Origin of the sequence: Microcoleus sp. S1D4 (assembly GCF_036700765.1) — a bacterium.
In the GTDB taxonomy this organism is placed as follows: Bacteria; Cyanobacteriota; Cyanobacteriia; order Cyanobacteriales; family Microcoleaceae; genus Microcoleus.
In genome coordinates, this window is record NZ_JAUBPP010000015.1 from 9,656 (window position 1) to 31,194 (window position 21,539).

The window sequence follows — 21,539 nt, forward strand, 5'->3', positions numbered from 1 at the left end:
GTGACAGATGTTGTCGGAGTTGGAGTCGGAGTGACAGATGTTGTCGGAGTTGGAGTCGGAGTGACAGATGTTGTCGGAGTTGGAGTCGGAGTGACAGATGTTGTCGGCGTTGGAGTCGGAGTCGGCGTTGGAGTTGGCGGTGGCGGCGGTGGCGCTACATCGTTATCTGCGATCGCCACTCTCACCCCTGGAACCACCACCACATTATACTTAGCATCAGTGCTGCTCGCACTGTGAGTAATTTTCCCGCTGTGTGAACCTTCCACCACCGCATCATCAACAGCTATCACAGTAACGGGTTGAGCGACATTCCAATTATTGGGTGTGAAAGTGATAGGGGCGATCGGCTTAATCTCATTATCTGTTGTGAGAGTGAGAGTTACAGGGGCGATCGGCTGCGATTTCAGTGCTAAAGTGTACGTACCGTTTGCACCGCCTTCGGTAGCAGTTGTTTCGGCAACACTAACAGAAACACCAGCCGTATCATTGTCCTTATTGGTAATACCAACATCCGCCACCTCTCGGTTGCTGTAATTCGCATCTGTACTAACAGCAGCAGCCGTGACAATTTTGTACTCAATATCGCCGTCAGCAATACTGTCATTAACTCCAGTTACTGTCACCGGTTGCGGCACATTCCAGCTAGCCGGAGTGAAAGTTATACTGTTAGTTGAAACTGTTCCTTCCGCAACATTGGAACTATTCAAACCGATAGTCACATCAGCAGTCGGCTGAGTATTCAAAATCACAGTAAAGTCAGTCTTAGTGCCATCTTCGCCCGTAGTCAAGCCCGCCGTCGGATTCACCGTAATTCCCGGAGTTTCATTGTCACTGTTAGTGACGGCGACATCATCAGGATCGAGGTTATTGTAATTAGCATCGGTACTGACAGCAGCAGCCGTGACTATTTTGTAAGGTTGAGGCCCATCAGCTACTAAATCGTCAACACCACTCACCGTGATTGGTTGTGGTTGATCGTAGTTAGCAGAAGTGAAAGTTAAGCTATTAGTTGAAACGGTTCCTTCTGCAACATTGGAACTGCTCAAACCGAAAGTAACATCAGCAGTTGGTTGAGAGTTGAGTTTGACAGTGAAGGTAGCAGTGCCACCGACTTCACTTGTACTTAATGCTGTTGGGTTAACAGTAAAGCCAGCTTTGTCATCATTAGTAATAGTTGTGGTAGCGGTAGCAGTGGTAATTGTCGGTGTTACGCCTGGGCTGGTGGGATTGGACAGGGTGACGGCAATGGTTTCGTCGGGTTCAACTAGGGTGTCGCCTAATACATCGAGAGTAATGGTTTTGGATGTTTCACCAGCCGCAAAATTAATTGTGCCAGTAGCAGTAGTTGCCCCTGAAGTGCCGCCGATGTTGTTATAATCGCTGACGTTTGTAGCTGTTCCGGCGATCGCATAATTGACGCTACTTGCCCCGCCGGTGTTGCCGCTGCGAGTCGCAGTGAAAGTCAGAGGTTTTGTGCCGCTATTACCTTCGGGAATGCTGGCAATACCGGCGGCAATGGCATAAGAAACAGTACCGTTGGTTGCAATAGTTAATGTTGTTTGTTTTGTTGTACCTGCAACGCCTCCGGTGATTGTGCCAAAGTTGAGGATTGCGGTTTCGGCGTTTTCAGGGAGATTGTCGGGTTTGATAGTAACTGCAACATTCTGGGTGAGAGTAGTAGTGCCGGCGAGGAAAGTAACAGTAGTAGGCGAAAAGGTGTAGTCTGAATTTTCGGTGGCTGTGCTGCTGGGGTCGATCGCAATTGGCACCGTTACATCGCTCAAGGGAGTGCCGCCACTGATGGTGACGGGAATCTCAACTGCGGTGTCTGTGGTTCCTTCTGTACCGCTGTATGTTGCAGTACCAAAATTAACTGTATTGGGTGTATTTAGCAGCACCGAAACGTTATCGGAACCGCTGTTCGTTAATGCCAAATCCGGGAGAGTATCAGCATTAAAGTTGCCGGCAATAATGGAATATGGATCTGTGCCCGCAGCAAAGTTAATGGGTGCACTAAAACCGCCAGTACCGTTACCAACTAAAATTGATGCGCCGCTGCTGCTTCTTACTGCTAAGTCAAGTTTGCCGTCTCCGCTAAAGTCATTCGCAACAATGCCTTGCAGCCCTGTCCCCGCGCTAAACTCAGTGGCCGCGCCAAAGCCACCAGTGCCATTTCCTAATAGAATTGAGACATTGTTAGAACCGTTGTTAGCTGTGGCTAAGTCGAGGAGATTGTCTCCGTTAAAGTCCCCAGTGGCGATCGAATTTGGATTTATCCCTGCTGCAACATTAGTAGGTGCACCAAATCCGCCGGTGCCATTCGCTAAAAAAACAGAAATGGTGTTAGATAAACTGTTCGGCACAGCTAAATCGGAAAAAGTATCTCCGTTAAAGTCCCCCACTGTCATGAAAGCGGGAAGTGACTGCGCGCTCAAGTTTGTGCTGAAATTCAATGCCCCGCTGCCGCTGCTATTTGCCAGCAAAATTGTGACAGTGCCAGAGGTACTGCCAGGGCTTGCATTGACTACTGCTACGTCGGAAAAGTTATCTGCGTTAAACTTCCCAACTGCAACCGAGATAGGGTATATTCCTGTAGGATATGGAGTGGGGCTGCCAAAACCGCCCGTACCATTTCCTAAGAAAATTGAGAGGGCGCTGCCAGTGCCGCTACCCACTACTGCCAAGTCGGGGAAATTATCGCTGTTAAAATTGCCGATCGCGATCGATCCGGGATTTGACACCGCCAAGGTAGGAATAGGAGCAGGATTAAAGCCACCAGTACCATTTCCTAACAGGATAGAAACATTATTATTAGATCCTACAGCTATATCGGGTTTGCCATCAAGGTCAAAATCGGCAGTAGCAATACCGTAGGGATTTGTTCCCGCACCAATATTAGTTGCCGCACCAAAACTATTCAAAACGTACTCGTAACCTGCCAATACTTCGGCTGCAAATATTAGGGGTGTTTTGATTTCTCCGGTGCTGATTTCCAGTTCCCAGTCCCCGCCCTTTGCTACACTTCCCGTGAGGTTTTGGGAAGCTGCAACACTAGCGCCGGTTAACTCACTCAAGCGTTTGACAAATGCTTTACCTGTCTCGCCTGCCGCTACGGAGCACCCGTAGAGTAGGATATTAGCTCGATTTTGACCGATCGACTCAGTTGGTGGCGCAAACCACTTCTGTAGAGAATCCCGATCGCCCTCAATATCATCTAAACTCAAGCTACTGCCGCCGAGTTGCAGGCTACCGGGAGCACCGTGAGAAACTATGTGAATGCTGTCAATATTGGTTCGATCGCGTAAAACTTCAGTAATTTGGGCGATCGCATCTTGATTCCCATCCAAAACTACTACTTCCGTACCCGGTTTTACTCCGGCAATCAAACTTTGATAATTTGGTACTTGAGTGTCGATAAAGGCGATCGCACTTACTGAAACTCGATTATTTAATTTCGGCATAATACACCTGACTCGGGTAAAAAAGACAACAATTCCCCGGTTTCGCGACTTGCATCCGAAACTCTTTTTGAAGCTTGTAGCAACCATAACAGTTGTTTCAGAGAAAACATATAAATTTTTCTCCATATAAACACTTAGTTATTAAAGCTTTGATAAAGATACAAAAATTAATTAAGTAATATTGCGTACTATCCAGCACGAAGTTGATAATTCAACACAAAATCAATGAGTTGCCAGTGTAATTATATCTAAGTATTAATATCGTCTTTTTGATAGATATGTGCGATCGGGGCGGGTTTATGAGATTATGGGTCTTAGGCAATTATTTCTCGTAAAACCCGCCCCTACAAGTTATTCGTTAGAATATTTAAGGGCGATCGTAAATGAAATGCACAAGGGCGATCGGGTGCTTTATTTCTGAGCTAAAATTGCATCATAATCGCCATGAGTCCCTATCCAAAACCAGATAATACCTTCAGGTTTCTCAACTCCCAGAGCTCGGTAACTATCGCCTACTCGCACCGATTGCAATTGCTTTCGCCTGCCAACTTTTTTTTAAATGCAGTGAAGGATGATACGGATCGACTTTTAGTAATTGTAATTTTTATCAGCTAAGGCTTGTATTTCTTTAGGTAGCTGGCGATAGCACTGCCAAAAACGCGGTAAAGTCAGATGTTTCATAACACTTTAGTCAATCCCGCTTCATACTCTGCATCAACTTCATCAAGTAGCGCATCTAACCGCCCATCCTCCAAATCCTCTTCAATTTGCCGGTCCCAAACTTGTTGGCGATACTCTATCAGCCAAGCCGTTAGCTCCGATAGTTCCTTAACCGACAAATTCATAATTGCTGTTTCAAGTTCTTTAACGCTCATACATTTTGCCACATTATGATATTATTAATATAGCAAATTATTTGCACTTAAATTCAACTCCCATCAATCCCTGCCAAAATCCTCTCAGCATCCCCGCACAAAGCATCGTGACAGCAACCGTTACTCGCCAACAATCCCCCCCACTGACTCACATCTCCCCGGTTGTACTGCAAAGCAGAACCATCAAAACGAGTAAATCGACCGCCCGCCTCAGTCAAAATTAATTCCGGTGCCGCCAAATCCCAATCCTTCGGTGCAGACTTCCCCGAAAGCGCAATATAAACATCAGCTTTTTGTTCCACAATTGTCGCAATTTTGCAGCCGATACTGCCCACAGCTAGTTGATTTTGACAAGGGAGTTTTTGTAACAATTGATTAAAGCGATCGTCCCGGTGACTGCGGCTGGTTACTATAGATAAATCTGCCACTACATTGCGCGCAGAAACCTGCAATTTCACCGCAGAACCCCCGCGACTTTCCCCAAAAGTACCAGCATCTCGAATTGCGTAATAAATCTTTTGCTGTTGCGGCCAAGCGACAACTGCCAATACCGGTCTTCCATGATATGCTAAAGCAATGTGAACGGCAAATTCGCCTGTCCTGTCAATAAAATCGCGCGTTCCATCCAAAGGGTCAATAATCCAAACCCAATCTTGAGTTAAGGCAACTTTCCCGTTTTTTTCTAAATAAGCTTTGTAAGTTTCTTCGCTGAGATAACCAAATTCTGCATTCCCTAAAACAGACTGCAATTCATCTAAAATGTAAGAATTAACAGCGACATCGGCCGCCGTAACTGGGCCGTCTTTTTTCTCTTGAATGTCCAGGTTTGGAGTCTGGGAATCGGGGTGATAGTAGGATTGCAAAATATCTGTCGCACCCCAAGCCGCCGCCCGCGCAATTTCGCTTAATTCTTCAAGATTTTTCATTTTTTAAACCGTAGATGAACGCTGATAAACGCAGATAGATGTTCGTGTTTGCAAGTGGTCAACTGTCAACTGACAACTGACAACTGACAACTGTCAACTGACAACTGACAACTGACAACTGACAACTGACAACTGACAACTGACAACTACCAATTGATATGAGGATATTTCCATTCATAATAATTGGGAAACACAAAATTAGTAAACGACACCGAAATACTCACCTCTAGCGATTTTACATGATGCCACCAACCCACAGGAATAAATATAACTTCTCCCGGTTCCAAAATTACCTCAATGATTTTTGCATCTCTGTAAAGCGGATATTTGTCATAGTCGGGATTTTCGCCATCAACCTTGCTAAAAACTCCGACATGATTGTAAAGCAGAGGTGTTTGCTGGGGAGAAATCAATTTAATCAGCTTGCGTCCCGATACCTGTGCTAAAACTAAGTTAACTGGGTCGTGATGCAGCGGCGTAATTGTACCCTTCGGGCCGAACCAAAAGAAAACTCTGCCTTTTGTATCACCGGGATTGAGGTATTCTGGGAAAATCTCAAAGTCGTTAAATAGCGATTTAAATTCTTCTCTTTCCAGAGTTTGATTGTTAGCAACCATGTAGCAGTCGTTGCTGGGGCCACCGTTGACGACCATATCTACATACTCGCGGAAGAAAACGATTTTTTTGTGGTTGTGTACCTTAATTTCGTAATCCGGGTCTGAGTTGCGGTTGGCTTGAATTTCTACCTCTGCATCTCCATATTTTTGCTGCAAATACTCCGGTGTCCACAACTGTAATGCTTTCCAGTTGTGCATGATGTTGGTAATAATTACGGGAGTATTTTTAGCGTAGTAATTTTCTAAAAAATACTCTCTGGAAAGGCTGCTTTTGCGTTCGATTGTGCCAAACTTGGAAGAGAGTGCGGCTAATTGATTGTTGATGTTAAGTTGCGATTCCAGTTTCTGCAATAGCTGTACGTAATGGCTACCTGCTTGGAAGTAAGGATGAGATGATATTTCGGTAACTTCTGCAGTTGCTGTTTCGGCATCTATGCCTGTATTTACTAGGGCTTGAATAATTTCTGCGTCTGCTTTATTTAATAATTTGTTGGCCGCTACCCACTGTTTCAAGTTGTCTGGGACTTCTGGTTTGCTTGGCGCTGCTGCGAGTAGGTTTGGTAAGTTTTGCGTCAGCCATTCTAGATTAACCTGTTGTTGTTCGGTTAAGGTAATCCGCAAGGGGGGAAGTGTGATGCTTAGGGGTTGAGTTTCAGCCATGATTTGAGTGTTTTGTTTTGGGGTAGTTTTGTTTTGCTTGCAGGTGTTTTACTAATATAGCAATCTTGTTTGATTTGTGGATTTTTTGGGCGAACCGCGAAGACGCAAAGGGCGCAAAGGAAGAAAGGAGAGGGTTGATATGATTATTTTAGCTTAACAAGTGTTGTCTGTTTCTGTTTTCTGGGTGCGATCGCTTTTTTCCGGATAGTTGGGTTATTTTAAAGTTAAGGTTGAATGTTTTTTATCCATTGACGGGTTCCGAAAGTTTTGCAGGAATCGGAAGCTATTTTGGCGGCGGCGGTGATGGCAGTTGTAAAGTTATTTTGTAAAATATAGTGACAGAAAGCGCCGTGAAAAATGTCGCCTGCGCCTAAGGTGTCTGCGGCTTGGATTTGAGGCACTTCTAAACTGCCGAAACTGCCTTTGCTGAGGTATTTAATCGGTTTTTCGCCGCGCGTGATGGCAATGTGGGGAATTCCGGCTGCTGAGAGGTAAGCAAAGACTTGTTCTGAATTGTTGCAGTCGGGCGGATGAAAGTTATCGGAACATACGGCCCATTCAATGAAGGGCAATATTTCTTCTAATCCGGGTTTCCAACTGCCGCCATCGAGGACGATGGGAATGTTTTTTGATTGGGCGAGTTCAGCGATTTCTTGGCTGGCTGGAATTTGGTGTCCGTCAAACAGTATGATATTAACTGATGTTAAAATATCCTGGTTAATTGTTTGACTGTCAACTTGCGATTTCGTAGCATTGATGGAAATTACCGATCGATCGCCCGTTGCTTCAGTTACAATAATCGAAGAAACTGGTGGAGTGTGCGAGATCCCTGGTTGCAAATCAATTATCCTGACATTATACTCCGCTAAGTCTGCACGAATCAATTGGGCGATCGCGCCAGTGCCCAAAACCCCCGCCAACACCGACGCATTCCCCAAACAGCTAAAAGTCACCGCAGCATTTGTCGCCGGCCCGCCCGCAGCAATGGTACAATCAGCAGCAACAACTTTCTGATTTTCACCCGGAGGCTTCTCGGCTAAATAAACTAAATCTAAAGTCGCCAATCCCAAAAATAATCCAGTTTTCATATCCGCATTAATCCGCGTACATCTGCGGTTAAAAACAAAAAAATCTCCTAATGCAGCCAAATCCTAACACAGGAACACTTTACATTGTCGGAACCCCAATCGGCAACCTCGAAGACATGACATATCGCGCTATCCGAATTTTACAAACAGTAGATTTCATCGCCGCCGAAGACACCCGCCACACAGGCAAACTTTTACACCACTTTCAAATCAAAACACCCCAAATCAGCTATCACGAACACAACCAACAACAGCGACTCCCCGAATTAATCGACAAACTGCAGTTAGGAAAAAGTATCGCCATTGTAACCGATGCTGGAATGCCGGGAATTTCAGACCCCGGATACGAGTTAGTCAAAGCTTGCGCCGATGCTAATATTAACATTATTCCGATTCCCGGCCCCAGCGCCTGCATAGTCGGGATAAGTGCATCGGGATTACCTACAGACAGATTTGTATTTGAAGGATTCTTGCCCGCCAAAGGTCAAGAACGCCAGCGCGGTTTAGAAGCTTTGCAAATAGAATCCCGCACTATTATTTTATACGAATCTCCCCACCGATTGCGGCAAACTTTACAAGATTTAGCAAATACCTTGGGAAGCGACAGACAGATTGTGCTGGCGAGAGAGTTAACTAAAATGCACGAAGAGTTTTGGCGTGGTAGTATAGAAAGTGCGATCGAACTTTACACCGCACGCGAACCCCAAGGAGAATTTACCCTCGTAATTGGTGGCCTGCAAACAGACGCACCAATTTTCTCCGAAGACGCCATCAAAGCCGAATTACAAACATTAATAGCAGAAGGCATCAGCCGTTCCCAAGCCAGCCGCCAACTAGCCCAACAAACATCCCTCCCCCGCCGCCAAATCTATCAACTCGCCCTCACAATTGGCGACAATGAATCACTAGAACAACCCTTAGATGACTTGTGAATAACCCTCTCTTCTCCTCCTCTGCGCCCTCTGCGCCCTCTGCGGTAAAAAAAGAAACTCAATAATCACACTAAAAATTATATGGTACGCGGAAACTACGATCGCCAAAAACCCTACTTACGCAACCCCAACATCAACAAACCAATCGCCGAAATCTATGCAGACTTAGACGCCTTTAGCTGGGAGATATTTGAAGACCAACCCCACCGCTTCGATACCGTAAGTTTCTACGTCTTGCTTCCCCCGCTATTTTACGAAGGAAAATTCATCAAAGGAATTTACTTAAGCGAAGGAGTCGAACTAATCAACAAACTATTTCCCCAACTTTCCTCAGTATTTTTATCCTTCACCTATTCCCCCGGAATCTCCTATTCCTGGGCCCCTGTCGCCGACGCATACTCTAGTTTATACAAAAACCCGCAGCGAGATAAATGGTTTCGCGAAACTTATCCAAATCGCGCCAACAAACCGATCGTACCACTGCAAGACACAGACTTCATCAACGAATACTTAATTTCTCCCCGCAACGTCCCCGCCAAAGACATCGACTTGCTAGCCGTCGCCCGAATTTCCGAAGAAAAGAATTTGCCGACGATTGCTAAAGCCTTAAAAATTTACCGCCAAAAATATCCGCAAAAACCAATAAAATTAACAGTTGTCAGCGGTCACGACTTTGATGTTAATAACCTAAATACTCTCGACGAACTCGCCTTAAAAGAATGGCACCAAGTAGAGGCAATTTTAGGCAATCCCTCCGACTACATCAACTTACTACCGCGAGTTGACTACTACAGCGAAATGCCTGTATATTATTCGCGCGCCCAAGCCTTCGTCCTCGGTTCCCTCCTCGAAGGAAAAAACCGGGGAATTACCGAAGCAATGAGTTGCAACGTACCAGTAATTTGTTTTGAAGAATTCAACCAATACGCCAGAGGAAACTCGCCTGTTTTCCCGGAAGGTGCGGGACTTTACGCCAAATTTGACCCGGAATCCTTAGCCGATACTATTCATACAGTCTTGCAAAATCAAACCGAATTTAAGCCGCGATATCAGTATTTAAAGCATTGCGGGCGCAAGAATTTTTTTAACACTTGTATCGATAGTTTTCCTTACTATCAGCATAACATTCCCGACTACAAACCGGGAGAAGCATTTAAGAATTTGTGGCTGGATTTGGCGGTGCAGCAAAATTATCAAATTAGTTTGGATAGTTTTTTGTACGGAGGTTCTCCCCTGTCTCATATTCGCGGCATAAATACGATTCAGCAAAATCTCGGTGAGTTAACTAAGTTTCAATGACAGATAATTCGGAATGATTAAACCGCAGAGGCCACAGAGGACACAGAGGAAGAGAAGAGAGAGATGAATAATTCTGATGTCAAGGGATTTGAGATTAGTCTTCATGGCGAGGAATTTCGCTAAAGGGCTCGTGGAATTGATTCCCTAGCGACTGGTAGATGGTCGGCTTCAGTTGACACTAATGCCCTATTCCCTATGGCAATATCCTCAAAAATCTTACTTGCCAAAACTCTTGCTAAATTCACAGGAACAGCATTCCCGACCATCTTATATCCATCCGCAATATACTTGTACTTGAAGATAAACTTATCCGGGAAAGTCTGAACTCTCGCACACTCTCGCACAGAAAGCCGACGGTAAGGCTGAGGGGAATTCGGGTCAAAAATGCGCTTATCTTTGCCAACCAAAATCATTTTACTAGCTTGAGGGTGCAGAGGTGCGTGTCGGCCGCCCGCCTGAATTGTAAACGAAGGTTCGCCCCAACTTCTAACTCGATTTCGCGACATATAAATGCTCGAAAACCCCAAATCTGCACATTCGTGATTCGCGACAGCATCGTGATAATTATCTACTTTACCCTTAACTGACATTGGGGCGATCGCCTTTAAGTCAAAAATCGCATCTTCCAGCGTCAAAACATCCGTTTCAGGTTTGGGAAACTCAAAACCAAAACCCAGATTTTCCCGATAACCGACAACAATTACCCTTTGTCTATCTTGCGGCACACCAAAACTTTTAGCATTCAGCAACTGGAACGAAACTCGATACCCGATCGCCTCAAACTGCGATAATATATAAGTGAAAGCATCACGATTTCTAGGCGCTAAAATACCCCGAACATTCTCAGCCAAGAAAAACAAAGGCTGCTTGTCCCGCACAATTCTGATATACTCCCAAAAAAGCTGACCCCGACTATCATCAATCCCGCGTTTCGCACCAGCCGCACTCCAACTTTGACAAGGAGGCCCGCCGATAATTCCAATACAGTCGGGAATTTCATCAGAATTAATTTTTCTGATATCTCTGCGGTCTAAAATAGTGTCAGGATGATTGAAATTATACGTATCCCAAATAGACTTATCATATTCATTCGCCCAAACCGGATTAAACCCAGCCAACCGAAAACCCAAATCCAACCCACCACAACCCGAAAACAGAGAAATAATATTTTTAGTTATCAACATCTATCTCTTTTCTTCCTTCGCGCCCTTTGCGCCTTCGCGGTTCGCAAAAAAAATCTAATTCACAAATAAATATAACACTTATCATCCTCAATGAATGCAGAATCCATCCTCCAATCTTACCAACACTTCGGCGTACACCTCGGCCTAGAAAGAATCCAACAACTCCTCCAAAAACTAGATAACCCCCACCAAAAAGTCCCCATTATCCACATTGCCGGCACAAATGGCAAAGGTTCAGTCTGCGCTTACCTCTCATCCGTACTAACAGCAGCAGGCTATCGAGTCGGGCGCTACACATCCCCGCACCTAATCGATTGGACAGAAAGAATTTGTATCAATCAAAAACCAATTTCTACAATAGCATTGCAACAGTGTCTAGAACAAGTTGTCAGCGCTGCAGAAGGTAACACAGAAACTCCCACTCAATTTGAAATCATCACCGCTGCAGCTTGGCTGTATTTCGCCGAACAAAAAGCAAATATTGCCGTCATAGAAACAGGATTGGGCGGTAGACTAGACGCGACTAATGTTTGCGAAACTCCCCTTGTCAGTGTCATTACTTCTATCAGTCTCGACCACTGCCAAATCCTCGGCCCTACTGTCGCCGATATTGCTGGAGAAAAAGCCGGAATTCTCAAATCAAAGTGTCCGGTAGTTGTCGGAGAATTGCCAGAATCTGCTAGAATAGTAGTAGAAAAACGCATTAAAGAATTAGACTCTCCGGCAATTTGGGTAAAACCAGCGGTAGATTTAGGACAAGGATTTGCAGAATATCAGTTAAGTCAAAATTCGGTTAAAATCAAATATCAATTGCCATTGTTGGGACAAATTCAATTAATGAATTCGGCGATCGCACTTGCAACTCTCCACACCCTCCAAAACCTAGGATGGCAAATCTCCCCCACCGCCATCGCCGACGGAATCGCCAAAACCCAATGGCGCGGAAGACTTCAGCAAACTACCTGGAAAAACCGCACCATCCTGATTGACGGCGCGCACAACCCCGCTGCTGCGATCGCCCTGCGCGAATATGTAGATCATCTTACCAGTTCCCCGTCCCCGATTAACTGGGTAATCGGCATTTTGGCGACGAAAGACTGCGATGATATTTTACAAGCTTTACTCAAAAAGGGCGATCGGCTTTACCTAGTACCCGTACCCGATCAAAACTCATCATCCCCCACAGAATTAGCCGCCATCGCTGAAAATATCTGCCCCGAATTAACAGTTTGTCAAGCCTTCCCCGACTTAACAACAGCCTTAGATGCTGCTGTAGCAGGCGACAATTTAACAGTGCTTTGTGGTTCCCTGTATCTCGTCGGCTACTTTCTGCAACAACAACAATCCCAAGCTTAAACGCATTATAATTGCGTTTCTTCTTCTGTAAAAATAGGAGGCCACAGTTCCGAAACGGGCAATTCCCAACCGGGAAAAAGTTCTGCTACTGTTAAGATATCGCCATTTCCTAAAACAGTGGGTTCACCTGTAGAGCGATAAATAGTCACTGTTTCTTCATCAGGATCGATCAGAATTCCGACGATCGCACCCAGTTCTATAAACTTCAAAACCTTGGTTTCTATAGGCTTAATGCGATCGCTCTGAGATTTAATCTCAACCACCAAATCGGGGACAAGTTCTCCAAAATAACGCGGACTTTGGCGCAAGCGGGCCGCCCGCACAAAAGAAACATCAGGTGCTTTGACATTCGTATCCGGCATGATGAAACCGCCTGCGGAGTCAAAGACTCTTCCCAAGCGACGGGGATTTATCCAAGCGAAAAGAAAGGCGATCAGACGGCTACTGATTTCACTGGATACGATGTCTGATGGCCCCATAATTGAAAGTCTCCCGTCTTCTAGTTCCATTTTGTAATCTAAACCCGCTTCGGAAAAAAGGGTTTGAACTTGGTTTAAATCTTTGAGTGTCATCGCTGGCATAAGAATTTTCTCCTATTCCGATCTGAGCTTTGATTTTAACACGAGTCAAATTCATGAATATTTAAGGAATTTAGGGTATTTTTGTAGAAATTATCAATCAAGCTGAATTGAGAAAGGCGAACACACGGGATAAATAAACTCGGTTTCTGGGATGAGCGATCGTTCTTATCAACAAACATTTATCTCTAAAATAGTCTAGATTAACTTATCCAGACTTCTCCTCCGACTCCGCATTGTGAAGAGGCGGTAATTTCATCATTTGATAATAACTTAAAAGCTTATATATGCTTATATATATGGTGGCACATATTTCCATTATTTAATAATACGTCAAGTTGCCAAAAAAAGCAAGGGGCGAGAGAAAATAAAATCCCGCCCCAGCTTCAATTAAAAACTACCTTTGATCCCAAGCCTTAGCCGCATCAGCAACAGCTTGGTCTACCGACTTCTCATCCAACATTGCCGCCTGCAAATTGTCATAAATCGCCTTTTGCAACTTCTTAACATCCTTGAGAGGGGGAATTAATAACTCAGCTTTCGCCAAGCCAGAAGCACTGACAATCCGAGCTCGATCGCTCGGAGCAGCATCAGCCGGAACATTCTTAAAATAAGAGTCCTGCAAAGCCTCAACCGTAGAAGGCAAAACATTAGCAACCTTCGCAAAAGCCAACTGATTTTGAGAATTAGTCAGAAACAAAGCAAACTTGACAGCATCGTCGGGGCGCTTGCTGTCGCGAGGTACAACCAAATTCATCACTGCCACAGTCTTCTTGCCGGTTTCCCCCGTAATTTGAGGCGCAGCAGCCGAGACAGCACCGATAGTCGGAGCATTGTCAGCGATCGCCTTTAAAAACTGCGGCCCAGAACCCAACAAAGCAGTTTCTCCAGCTTGATAAAGCTCGATCGCCCTGCGGTGGCCCTGCACCAAAACATCCTGTGGCAAAAGTCCGCCCTTGTACAAATCCACCCAATACTGAAAAACAGCCTTCCCCTTATCAGTATTAAAAGCAGCCTTACCTTTAGCATCAACCAAAGGCACGCCCATCTGCACAAAAGATTGCAAAACCTCCGACGAATCTTCCGGTACAAAAGTCGCAAAAAAAGCAAATTTACCAGTCTTCTCCTTCACCTGTTTCGCCACAGCCGCCAACTCAGCATAGGTAGCGGGAGGCTTAGCAATTCCAGCTTTTTTAAACAACTCCGTATTGTAAATTGTCACCCCAGTTGTCAGATACCAAGGAATCCCAAAAGTCTTGCCATCAAGTACGCTAGCTTTCCAGATATTTGGCAGATAGAGCGATCGCACTTGCTCCGAAATTCGAGAGTCCAAATCCAGCCAAGCATTGCGCCCCGCCAACAGCGAAGCAAAATCAGGATTCAGGTTCACCACATCCGGCGCAGTTTTCGCCGAAACAGCACCCAAAATCTTACTTTCCATCGCCGACCAAGGGACATCCACCCAACGCACCTTCACGCCCGGATTTTTGGCTTCAAAATCAGCGATCGTCTGATTAAAATACTCAGTAAACTGAGGTTGAAGCTGCATCGTCCAGAACTCGATTTCGTTAGCATTCTTAGTTTGGGAATTAACAGCAGGCTTGCTGCAACTGACCACCGCAGCCAGCAGCAGCCCCACCAGCCCAAAAACAGCAAACAGTTGCCAAGATTTACGCTTCATAGAATTTAATTTCAGAATCATGGGAACCGTTAGAGAAAAAAAAGCACAGCCCGCCGAGAAAACCAGAGAGTCAAGTTCTAGTCTTGGTTGCGCCAGAGCCCTGCGAGGGAAAGAGTCGGTTTTGCAGCCGCACCGGCAGGTTTTCGGTCGATCGAGCTGAAAATTGTTGACATTCGCCGGAGAATAGCTATTGTCAAGTAAATTGGATAGCATAAAATCGGAACTAGCGATCGCGCAACCAAGACCCTGCAGCGCAGCACCGCCAACGGTACTGCGAACACCGAGATTACAGCAGGCGCGTTGGAAATACATACTAGGCCAGCAATCCAAACCCGCCGGCCGATGGGTCATTCCTAATTGAAAATCCCAAATGGTATCACCCTCCAACAGCCAACGGCTGAGTCAGGCTGGCCAACCACAAAATAAACAAATAGCAACTACCGGCGACCCAATCACATGGTTAACTTTTTCAAAGGTCTACTTTCCCAACGCCAGCCAGGAATCGGGATCGAAATAGCCCCAGACCGCATCAACATCATTCAGCTCGAAAAGAAAGCTCAGGCATTAAAATTAGGCATCCTAGCCTCAATAGAAGTACCAGAAGACATAATACAAGAAGGGCAAATAGTCGATCCGCCCGGAATGGCAGAACTCATCCGGTCAGTCCTCGCCGAAAACAAAATCAAAGCCAAGAAAGTAGCCACAGCAATTCCCGGCCGCGAAGCCGTCATCCGATTAATTCCAGTTCCCGCAGAACTCAACGAAGAAGAACTGCGGGATTACATGAACGCAGAAGCAGGGCTGTACTTGCCGTTTCCCAGAGAAGATGCCGACGTAGACTATCAAAAAATCGGCCTATTTGTAGATGACGACGGCGTAGAAAAAGTGCAAGTGGTATTAGTAGCTACCCGCAGAGAAGTTACCGACACATACATCGAAACCTTCAAAGAAGCCGGACTGATCATAGACGTGCTAGAAGTAACCAGCTTTGCCCTGATTCGCACCCTCAAAGACCAACTGCAACAATTTTCATCCCAAGAAGCCGCCGTCCTCACAGACATAGAATTTGACAGTACCGAATTAGCTATAGTAGTGGACGGCATACCACAATTTAACCGTACCATCCCGATCGGCACCTACCAAATCCAGACCGCCCTCAACGAAGCCATGAACCTGCCCCCAACCAGAGACACCACCGAACTGCAAGGCATGACCCTGCCAGTAACGGATACAATGGGCGCATCGGGAGACGCCAATCCAGGCACAAATGCCATGATTAAAGTATTGGGAGAACTCGCAGACGAACTGCGCCGCTCAGTAGACTTTTACCTCAACCAGAGCGAAGAACTCGAAGTAGCGCAACTGCTGCTAGCAGGCCCCGGAGCCGCGATCGGCAAACTCGACGAATTTTTCATGCAGAGATTAAGTTTGCCCGCATCCCAAGTCGATCCCATCGAAACCCTAGGACTCGAAATCAGCCAAGAAATTAGCCCCGAACAGCGAGCAGGCTTAGGAGTAGCCCTAGGCTTAGGACTCAGGGAGGTGCTCTAACCTAACAGTTTTAGATAATAGTAGAAAAACAGATTTGAGAATTTTAGGAAAAAGCTTCCTCCGAAAAAAGAAGACCCCTGATGCAGAAGGTAAAATATTGGAGGTAAAAGGTAAAAAGTAAAAGGTAGAATATCCGAGATAGAAGCAGCCAATTCCTTCGGAAAAAGGCAGAAAGTTGTTTCCTTCTTCCCTAAATAAACCCTTAACTTGTACCGATAATCTGGCGCTCACTCTAAAATCTAAAATTTCACATTTAAAGCAACCGCCCTCACAGTTAAGACGTTCTTAATTGCTCAAACCTCAGCCGTCGATTGCCACCAAAAATCTCTCGCGCCGATCGCTAAAGCCTTCCTCCGACCTTCTTTTTTCTGATAACTGATAACGTTCGCTCGCGGGGAACAGCACTGATGACTAATGACCAATAACTAATGACCAATAACTAATGACCAATGACCAATGACTTCTTCCTTCAGCTATAAAATCGAGTGAAGCCATGTACAGCCTAGATATTAATTTTCTCAACGATCGCCCGGACTACAAACCAGTCACAGCAGCCAAAAGCTCAGCTAAAAGAAGTTCCGGTGGAGCCAAAGACCAACTGCCCCTCATAGGGGCGCTGCTGTTTGCCTTCGGCCTCAACGCCGCAGTCATGGGCGCCTGGTGGTGGGCGACCAACGAAAACACCGGCTTAGACAAAGAACAAGCAACCCTCAACCAAGAACTGGCAAAATTAAACACTCAAGCCAGCACCATCAAAGCCATCAACGCCGAAACCGACAAAATTACCGGCGAATACAAAGCATTAGCCGGAGTATTCGACCAAATTAAACCGTGGTCGGCCATGCTGCAAGACATCAGCGCCCGCACCCCCGCCGGAGTGCAAATTTCCAAAATCGAGCAAATCGACCCAAGTCCCGCCCCCGTCGCAGCACCCCCACCCCCGGCAGCAACTCCCGCCGCCTCCCCAGGGGCCAGTCCGTCTCCGGGTGCAACTCCCCCAGCCAGCCCCACCCCAGTGGCTGCTCCCACCCCCATCGTCCCGCCCCAAACTGCAAAAGTACAAATTTCAGGGATAGCAAGTACCTTTGCTCAAGTTAACGACTTTATTCTGCTAGTCCAGCGCTCTCCTTTCTTCCTCGACACCGATACCAAACTGGTAGCGGCCACATTAAAAAACAACCCCACACAATTACAAGTACGCAACCCAACCGATTCAGCAGCAGAACTTCCCAAACTCCGACCAGTGGTGGAATATAAAATTGAAACCACACTCAGCCCGACTGGAGCCTCCGAGTTGCTCTCCGAACTGCGGAACAAGCAAGCAGACGGACTAGCAATACGGATAGAAACACTTCAAGAAAAAGGAATACTAGAATCACAAAAAGGAGAAGTGAAAAAACCATGACAGCAGCAAACGAGTTTATTCCCAGCGGAGCAGAAGAGACAGGGGGTAAGGAAATATTCGGCATTAAGCTGACACCCCAAATCCAAGCCATAGGCATCGCGGTTCTCGGCCTCGGCGTGGCCGGCTACCTAGGCTACCAGTTCGTACTCCCAGAATTCCAAAAAAGCGGCGAATTGAAGCAAAAACTGGTCGAAAGCAAGCAAACGCAAGTGCAATTGCAAGCTCAAATTCAAAAAAAGGCAGAAGCAGAAGCCAAGCAAGAAGAAGCAAAACAGCGCCGCGCCCAAGTGACGGCAATGTTTGCGAGCGATGGAAGCGCCAACACCCTGCTGCTTGACATGACCCAACTGGTTAATCGCATCAACGCCGGCGTGCAAGGAGACGACCTCAAGGCTAAAATTACCAAATTTGAGCCGGATATGCAGCCAGCTACAGCAACCGCTGCGGCGGGAGCTCCAGACCCTGATATTCTCAACGATACGTCCTTCGGGCCGTCCCTTGTTGGCAAGCTCAGGCGCAAAAAATATAAGGTAGAGTTTGAAGGCAATTTTGCTCAAACCCGCAATTTTATGCGTAGTTTGGAGTTGATGCAGTCCCTGTTAGTAGTGAGGAATTTGAAATCTGAATTGCTAGCATCAAATCAGGCCATAGAAATCGATTTTTTGAAAGGGAAAATCATCCCAGTAGCTCAGCCGCAAACAAAAATTAAAACGGCTTTTGACTTGTACGCGCTCCTGCCGTTAAAGCAAGAAGAAAAACCGCCAACTCCGGCTCCGATTCCTGCCAAATAGCGCGAGGCGAGCGGATATAGCGGTTTTCAATTTCTGCGAGGTACATGAACTCCTTAATTACATGGCTTGTACAGAAGACTCTAGAAAACTGGTTTTTTACCGAAATCAAGATTTTTTTGGCTAGTGTTTTGGTGGAAAACCCGGTTTCGGGGTACTATAGCAATCAGTTTATCTAAGTCCGCTCTTGCTCGGGATATGCGTTACTTTCGCAAAGTCGGGTAACGAGCAATCCCACAAATTCTGCAAGAATTGCTGTAGATAAGTCATAAATTGTCCATTAGGAAAAATTCCATCGCACCTCATTTTTCGCTCGCAAGGCAATATTAGGAACGCAAATTGAATAATTTCAAACATCTGCTAGACTTTTTTCTCTCCAAACGTGGCGAGGTAAAAAAAGGAAGAGTATCCGACCCTGCATTACCAGGAATGGCCTGGTAATGCTCGGAACGAACAACAGTTATTTAATTGCTATTCCTTAGCTATTTCAATTCGCTGTTTCGGGAGAAGGTTGAAGGCAAAATGTCGAAGATTTGATTCACCAAAAAATATCAAAAATATTTGTGTGTGAATTTTAAATGATAGTTTGTGCCTAATTATGCCTATTTTCTCAATTCAAAAAAAACTGAAAACGAGAGAGGTTTCAGTTAGTGCCAAAAGCTCGCTAGTCAAGATTGCGAACAATAAATAACCAAGTGTAGTGGAGGAGAGAACGTGAAACAGCATCTACGGTTAAGTGGTGGAATCTTCAGCAGCGTTGCTGGAATTATAATCGCCCAAGCGCCAGTCTCGGCAGCGCCGACTCAAGTCACAGGAGTGCAAGTAAGTCAAGCCAATAATGGGGTAAATATTGTCCTGGCTACGGAAAAGGGCGATCGCCCGCAAGTTTTCGCCATCAACAGCGGCAATACCTACCAAGCCACAATTACCAACACCAAGCTCCGCTTGTCCCAAGGCAACAGCTTCCGTCAAGATAACCCAGCTCCGGGCATTTCCTCAGTAGAAATCACCCAGATAGAAGCTAACAGCATCCGCGTTGTGGTAGCCGGCACCAACGGAGTTCCCAACGGACAAGTTATGCCCGGACAAGGCCAAAACATCGTCCTCAGCGTTGCCGGACAGGGCGGGACTGTGCAATCTACCCAAGCAGCAGCGCCTGCATTGCCCGCGCTCAACCAAACCCAAGCTTTGCCCCCGCCGCCTCCGGGACTGCCGCTGAACCAAACAGCTCCCCGGCCAGCTCCCCAAATCCGCACCTCGCAAAACGAGCGCGTGCTGCTGCCAAATCCCGAAGTTACTGTTACTAGGGACGATCGCCCGCCCCTACCAAGCGAAATTCAATCTCAAACCAATCAAGCTGCCCCTTTCCTGCCCAGGGCTGTAGCACCGCCATTGGGAGATATCTCCGTATCTAACATCGCCCCCGGCGTAGGAAATATTGAGCTGAGTTCGGGAGAACGCATCCCCCGCTTGGTGCTGCGGGATGCCCCAGTACGAGACGTTTTAGCTCTGCTCGCTCGCGCTGCGGGATTGAACATTGCTTTTACAGGCGGCGGGGCGGCGGGGCCGGGGCAACCGGCGGCCGCACCCGGAGCAGCAGGAGGCTCCGATGAAGGGCCGAAGATTTCCTTGGACATCGAAAATGAGTCGGTGCAAGATGTTTTTAATTACGTGCTGCGGATCAGCGGACTGCAAGCCAACCGCGTCGGGCGCACGATTTTTGTGGGTTCTAATTTGCCCCTAGACTCGCGCAATATTATCGTTCGGACTCTGCGGCTCAATCAAGTCAGATCTACCGATGCAGCTAACTTTTTGAGCGCTCAAGGTGCGGAAACTCAACTGCCGATTACTCGGGTGACTATTCAAACCGTGGGCCAGGGAAATGCGGCGCGGGATGTGGAAATTCGGGAACCTGACATTAAGGCAATTGGCGCTAGGGACGGCAACGGGCCGCTGTTGCTGAGGGGACTGTCGGTGCTGGCGGATGCGCGGCTCAATTCGATCACTTTGGTGGGAGATCCGCGCAAAGTCGATATTGCCGTAGCTTTCTTGACTCAGCTAGATTTGCGCCGCCGTCAAGTGGCTGTCAACGTCAAGGTGATCGATGTCAACTTGCTGGGAAACAACCAAAGTAGCAGCAGTTTCTCTTTCGGAATTAATAACAATTTCTTTGTCAATGACAACGGAGCAGCAAGTCTCAATTTTGGTGGCATCAATCCGCCCAGTGGAACTGACCTTACGGGTATCAGCGCTCGGCCGATCGTCGGCAACCGAGACATTCCCACAGAAAACAGGACACCTTTCTACGATCCTAGGGGCAATTTAATCAACGTACCGCTCACGGGACTCGGTGGCGGGTTGTTCGTCCAGCCGACAGCGCCGATTACTAATGACCCCGCGCGAGTTGGGATTAGCGATTACACAGCGTTTGACCCTACAACGGTGAATTCTGCCGGAAGTGCGACTTTTTCCCTGTTCCCGCTGTTCCAATATCCGAGGAGGTTCTTGTCGGCGTTGCGGGCAACTATTCAAAGCCAGAATGCCAAAATCCTCACCGATCCGACTCTGGTGGTTCAAGAAGGAGAAACGGCGAATGTAAATATTACTGATGAGGTGCTCAGTAACGTCACGTCGCAAACGCAGACTACCGGCAATACAAGTACCACAACGGTGACGGCTGTTAAGGATCGGGCGGGTTTGCAGTTGGGGGTGGCGATCGATCGGATTGACGATAATGGCTTTGTTTCTCTGCGGGTGAACCCGATTATCAGGACACCGGGCGTCGAGCAAGCACTGTCTACGGGCGCGAACACCAATATTATCAGGCTGCTGGGCGAGCGCTCTTTGCAATCGGGGTTAATTCGCCTGCGGGATGGTCAGACTTTGATTGTTTCGGGGATTATCCGCGACGAAGAACGGGTTACGGCGAACAAGATTCCTATTTTGGGAGATTTGCCGATTATCGGTTCGTTGTTCAGGAGTACGACTAAGGCCAACCAGCGGGCGGAGTTGATTGTGTTGCTGACTCCGCAGATTTTGGATGATAGCGATCGATCGAACTTTGGCTATCAAAACAACATCAGTCCCGACGCGCGCCAACTGTTGCAGCGCAGCCAGCCCGTCCAACCGAGATAGTTG

General features: G+C 46.7%; 15 protein-coding genes and 1 pseudogene. 7 read left to right on the forward strand and 9 right to left on the reverse strand.

Features of this window, described 5'->3' with window-relative positions:
* From QT998_RS16615 to QT998_RS16635, 6 genes and pseudogenes are all read right to left on the reverse strand, one after another.
* On the reverse strand, positions 1 to 3,461 hold a 3,461-nt coding region (locus tag QT998_RS16615), incomplete at its 3' end, for a DUF4347 domain-containing protein (RefSeq protein WP_333115765.1).
* Between the two features lie 411 nt (positions 3,462 to 3,872).
* A pseudogene (locus tag QT998_RS27550) lies at positions 3,873 to 4,004 on the reverse strand (ParE family toxin-like protein); the annotation flags it as partial.
* Between the two features lie 134 nt (positions 4,005 to 4,138).
* On the reverse strand, positions 4,139 to 4,336 hold the full coding sequence (locus QT998_RS16620) for a hypothetical protein (protein ID WP_333115767.1): 198 nt from the start codon (positions 4,334 to 4,336) through the stop codon (positions 4,139 to 4,141).
* Between the two features lie 53 nt (positions 4,337 to 4,389).
* The gene (locus QT998_RS16625) at positions 4,390 to 5,262 is read right to left on the reverse strand and encodes a 3'(2'),5'-bisphosphate nucleotidase CysQ family protein (RefSeq protein ID WP_333115770.1); all 873 of its coding nucleotides are present in this window, start codon (positions 5,260 to 5,262) and stop codon (positions 4,390 to 4,392) included.
* 146 nt (positions 5,263 to 5,408) lie between these two features.
* Positions 5,409 to 6,539, reverse strand: a complete 1,131-nt coding sequence (locus QT998_RS16630) for a cupin-like domain-containing protein (protein ID WP_333088806.1) — start codon at positions 6,537 to 6,539, stop codon at positions 5,409 to 5,411.
* A 224-nt stretch (positions 6,540 to 6,763) separates the two neighbouring features.
* On the reverse strand, positions 6,764 to 7,627 hold the full coding sequence (locus QT998_RS16635) for a PfkB family carbohydrate kinase (protein WP_333088804.1): 864 nt from the start codon (positions 7,625 to 7,627) through the stop codon (positions 6,764 to 6,766).
* 50 nt (positions 7,628 to 7,677) lie between these two features.
* Here QT998_RS16635 and rsmI point away from each other — a divergent pair, with 50 nt between their 5' ends.
* The gene (gene rsmI / locus QT998_RS16640) at positions 7,678 to 8,559 is read left to right on the forward strand and encodes a 16S rRNA (cytidine(1402)-2'-O)-methyltransferase (RefSeq protein ID WP_333088803.1); all 882 of its coding nucleotides are present in this window, start codon (positions 7,678 to 7,680) and stop codon (positions 8,557 to 8,559) included.
* 81 nt (positions 8,560 to 8,640) lie between these two features.
* A complete protein-coding gene (locus QT998_RS16645) occupies positions 8,641 to 9,858 on the forward strand; it encodes a glycosyltransferase (RefSeq protein WP_194012791.1) in 1,218 nt (405 codons plus the stop codon).
* Between the two features lie 119 nt (positions 9,859 to 9,977).
* Here the strand turns inward: QT998_RS16645 and QT998_RS16650 are convergent, their stop codons facing one another.
* Entirely contained in the window at positions 9,978 to 11,042 is a 1,065-nt protein-coding gene (locus tag QT998_RS16650) for a DNA cytosine methyltransferase (protein WP_333088801.1), read from the reverse strand.
* Between the two features lie 90 nt (positions 11,043 to 11,132).
* On the opposite strand from QT998_RS16650, the gene QT998_RS16655 reads away from it, so the two are divergent.
* On the forward strand, positions 11,133 to 12,398 hold the full coding sequence (locus QT998_RS16655; protein ID WP_333088799.1) for a bifunctional folylpolyglutamate synthase/dihydrofolate synthase: 1,266 nt from the start codon (positions 11,133 to 11,135) through the stop codon (positions 12,396 to 12,398).
* A 5-nt stretch (positions 12,399 to 12,403) separates the two neighbouring features.
* On the opposite strand, the gene QT998_RS16660 is transcribed toward QT998_RS16655, so the two are convergent.
* Together QT998_RS16660 and QT998_RS16665 are read right to left on the reverse strand one after the other, a co-directional pair.
* Entirely contained in the window at positions 12,404 to 12,979 is a 576-nt protein-coding gene (locus QT998_RS16660; RefSeq protein ID WP_333088797.1) for a Uma2 family endonuclease, read from the reverse strand.
* A gap of 394 nt (positions 12,980 to 13,373) precedes the next feature.
* Positions 13,374 to 14,657 (reverse strand): ABC transporter substrate-binding protein, encoded by a 1,284-nt coding sequence (locus tag QT998_RS16665; protein ID WP_333115960.1) that lies wholly within the window; start codon positions 14,655 to 14,657, stop codon positions 13,374 to 13,376.
* A 456-nt stretch (positions 14,658 to 15,113) separates the two neighbouring features.
* Between QT998_RS16665 and pilM the strand changes: the two genes are divergently transcribed.
* The 4 genes from pilM to QT998_RS16685 all read left to right on the forward strand — a co-directional run bounded on the left by pilM (position 15,114) and on the right by QT998_RS16685 (position 21,536).
* Positions 15,114 to 16,208 (forward strand): type IV pilus assembly protein PilM, encoded by a 1,095-nt coding sequence (pilM, locus tag QT998_RS16670; protein ID WP_194012787.1) that lies wholly within the window; start codon positions 15,114 to 15,116, stop codon positions 16,206 to 16,208.
* Between the two features lie 493 nt (positions 16,209 to 16,701).
* The gene (locus tag QT998_RS16675; RefSeq protein ID WP_333088791.1) at positions 16,702 to 17,613 is read left to right on the forward strand and encodes a PilN domain-containing protein; all 912 of its coding nucleotides are present in this window, start codon (positions 16,702 to 16,704) and stop codon (positions 17,611 to 17,613) included.
* On the forward strand, positions 17,610 to 18,404 hold the full coding sequence (locus tag QT998_RS16680) for a pilus assembly protein PilO (RefSeq protein ID WP_333115773.1): 795 nt from the start codon (positions 17,610 to 17,612) through the stop codon (positions 18,402 to 18,404). Before QT998_RS16675 ends, QT998_RS16680 begins: the two co-directional genes overlap by 4 nt.
* Positions 18,405 to 19,115: 711 nt before the next feature.
* Entirely contained in the window at positions 19,116 to 21,536 is a 2,421-nt protein-coding gene (locus tag QT998_RS16685; RefSeq protein ID WP_333115776.1) for an AMIN domain-containing protein, read from the forward strand.
* Positions 21,537 to 21,539 lie beyond the last annotated feature (3 nt).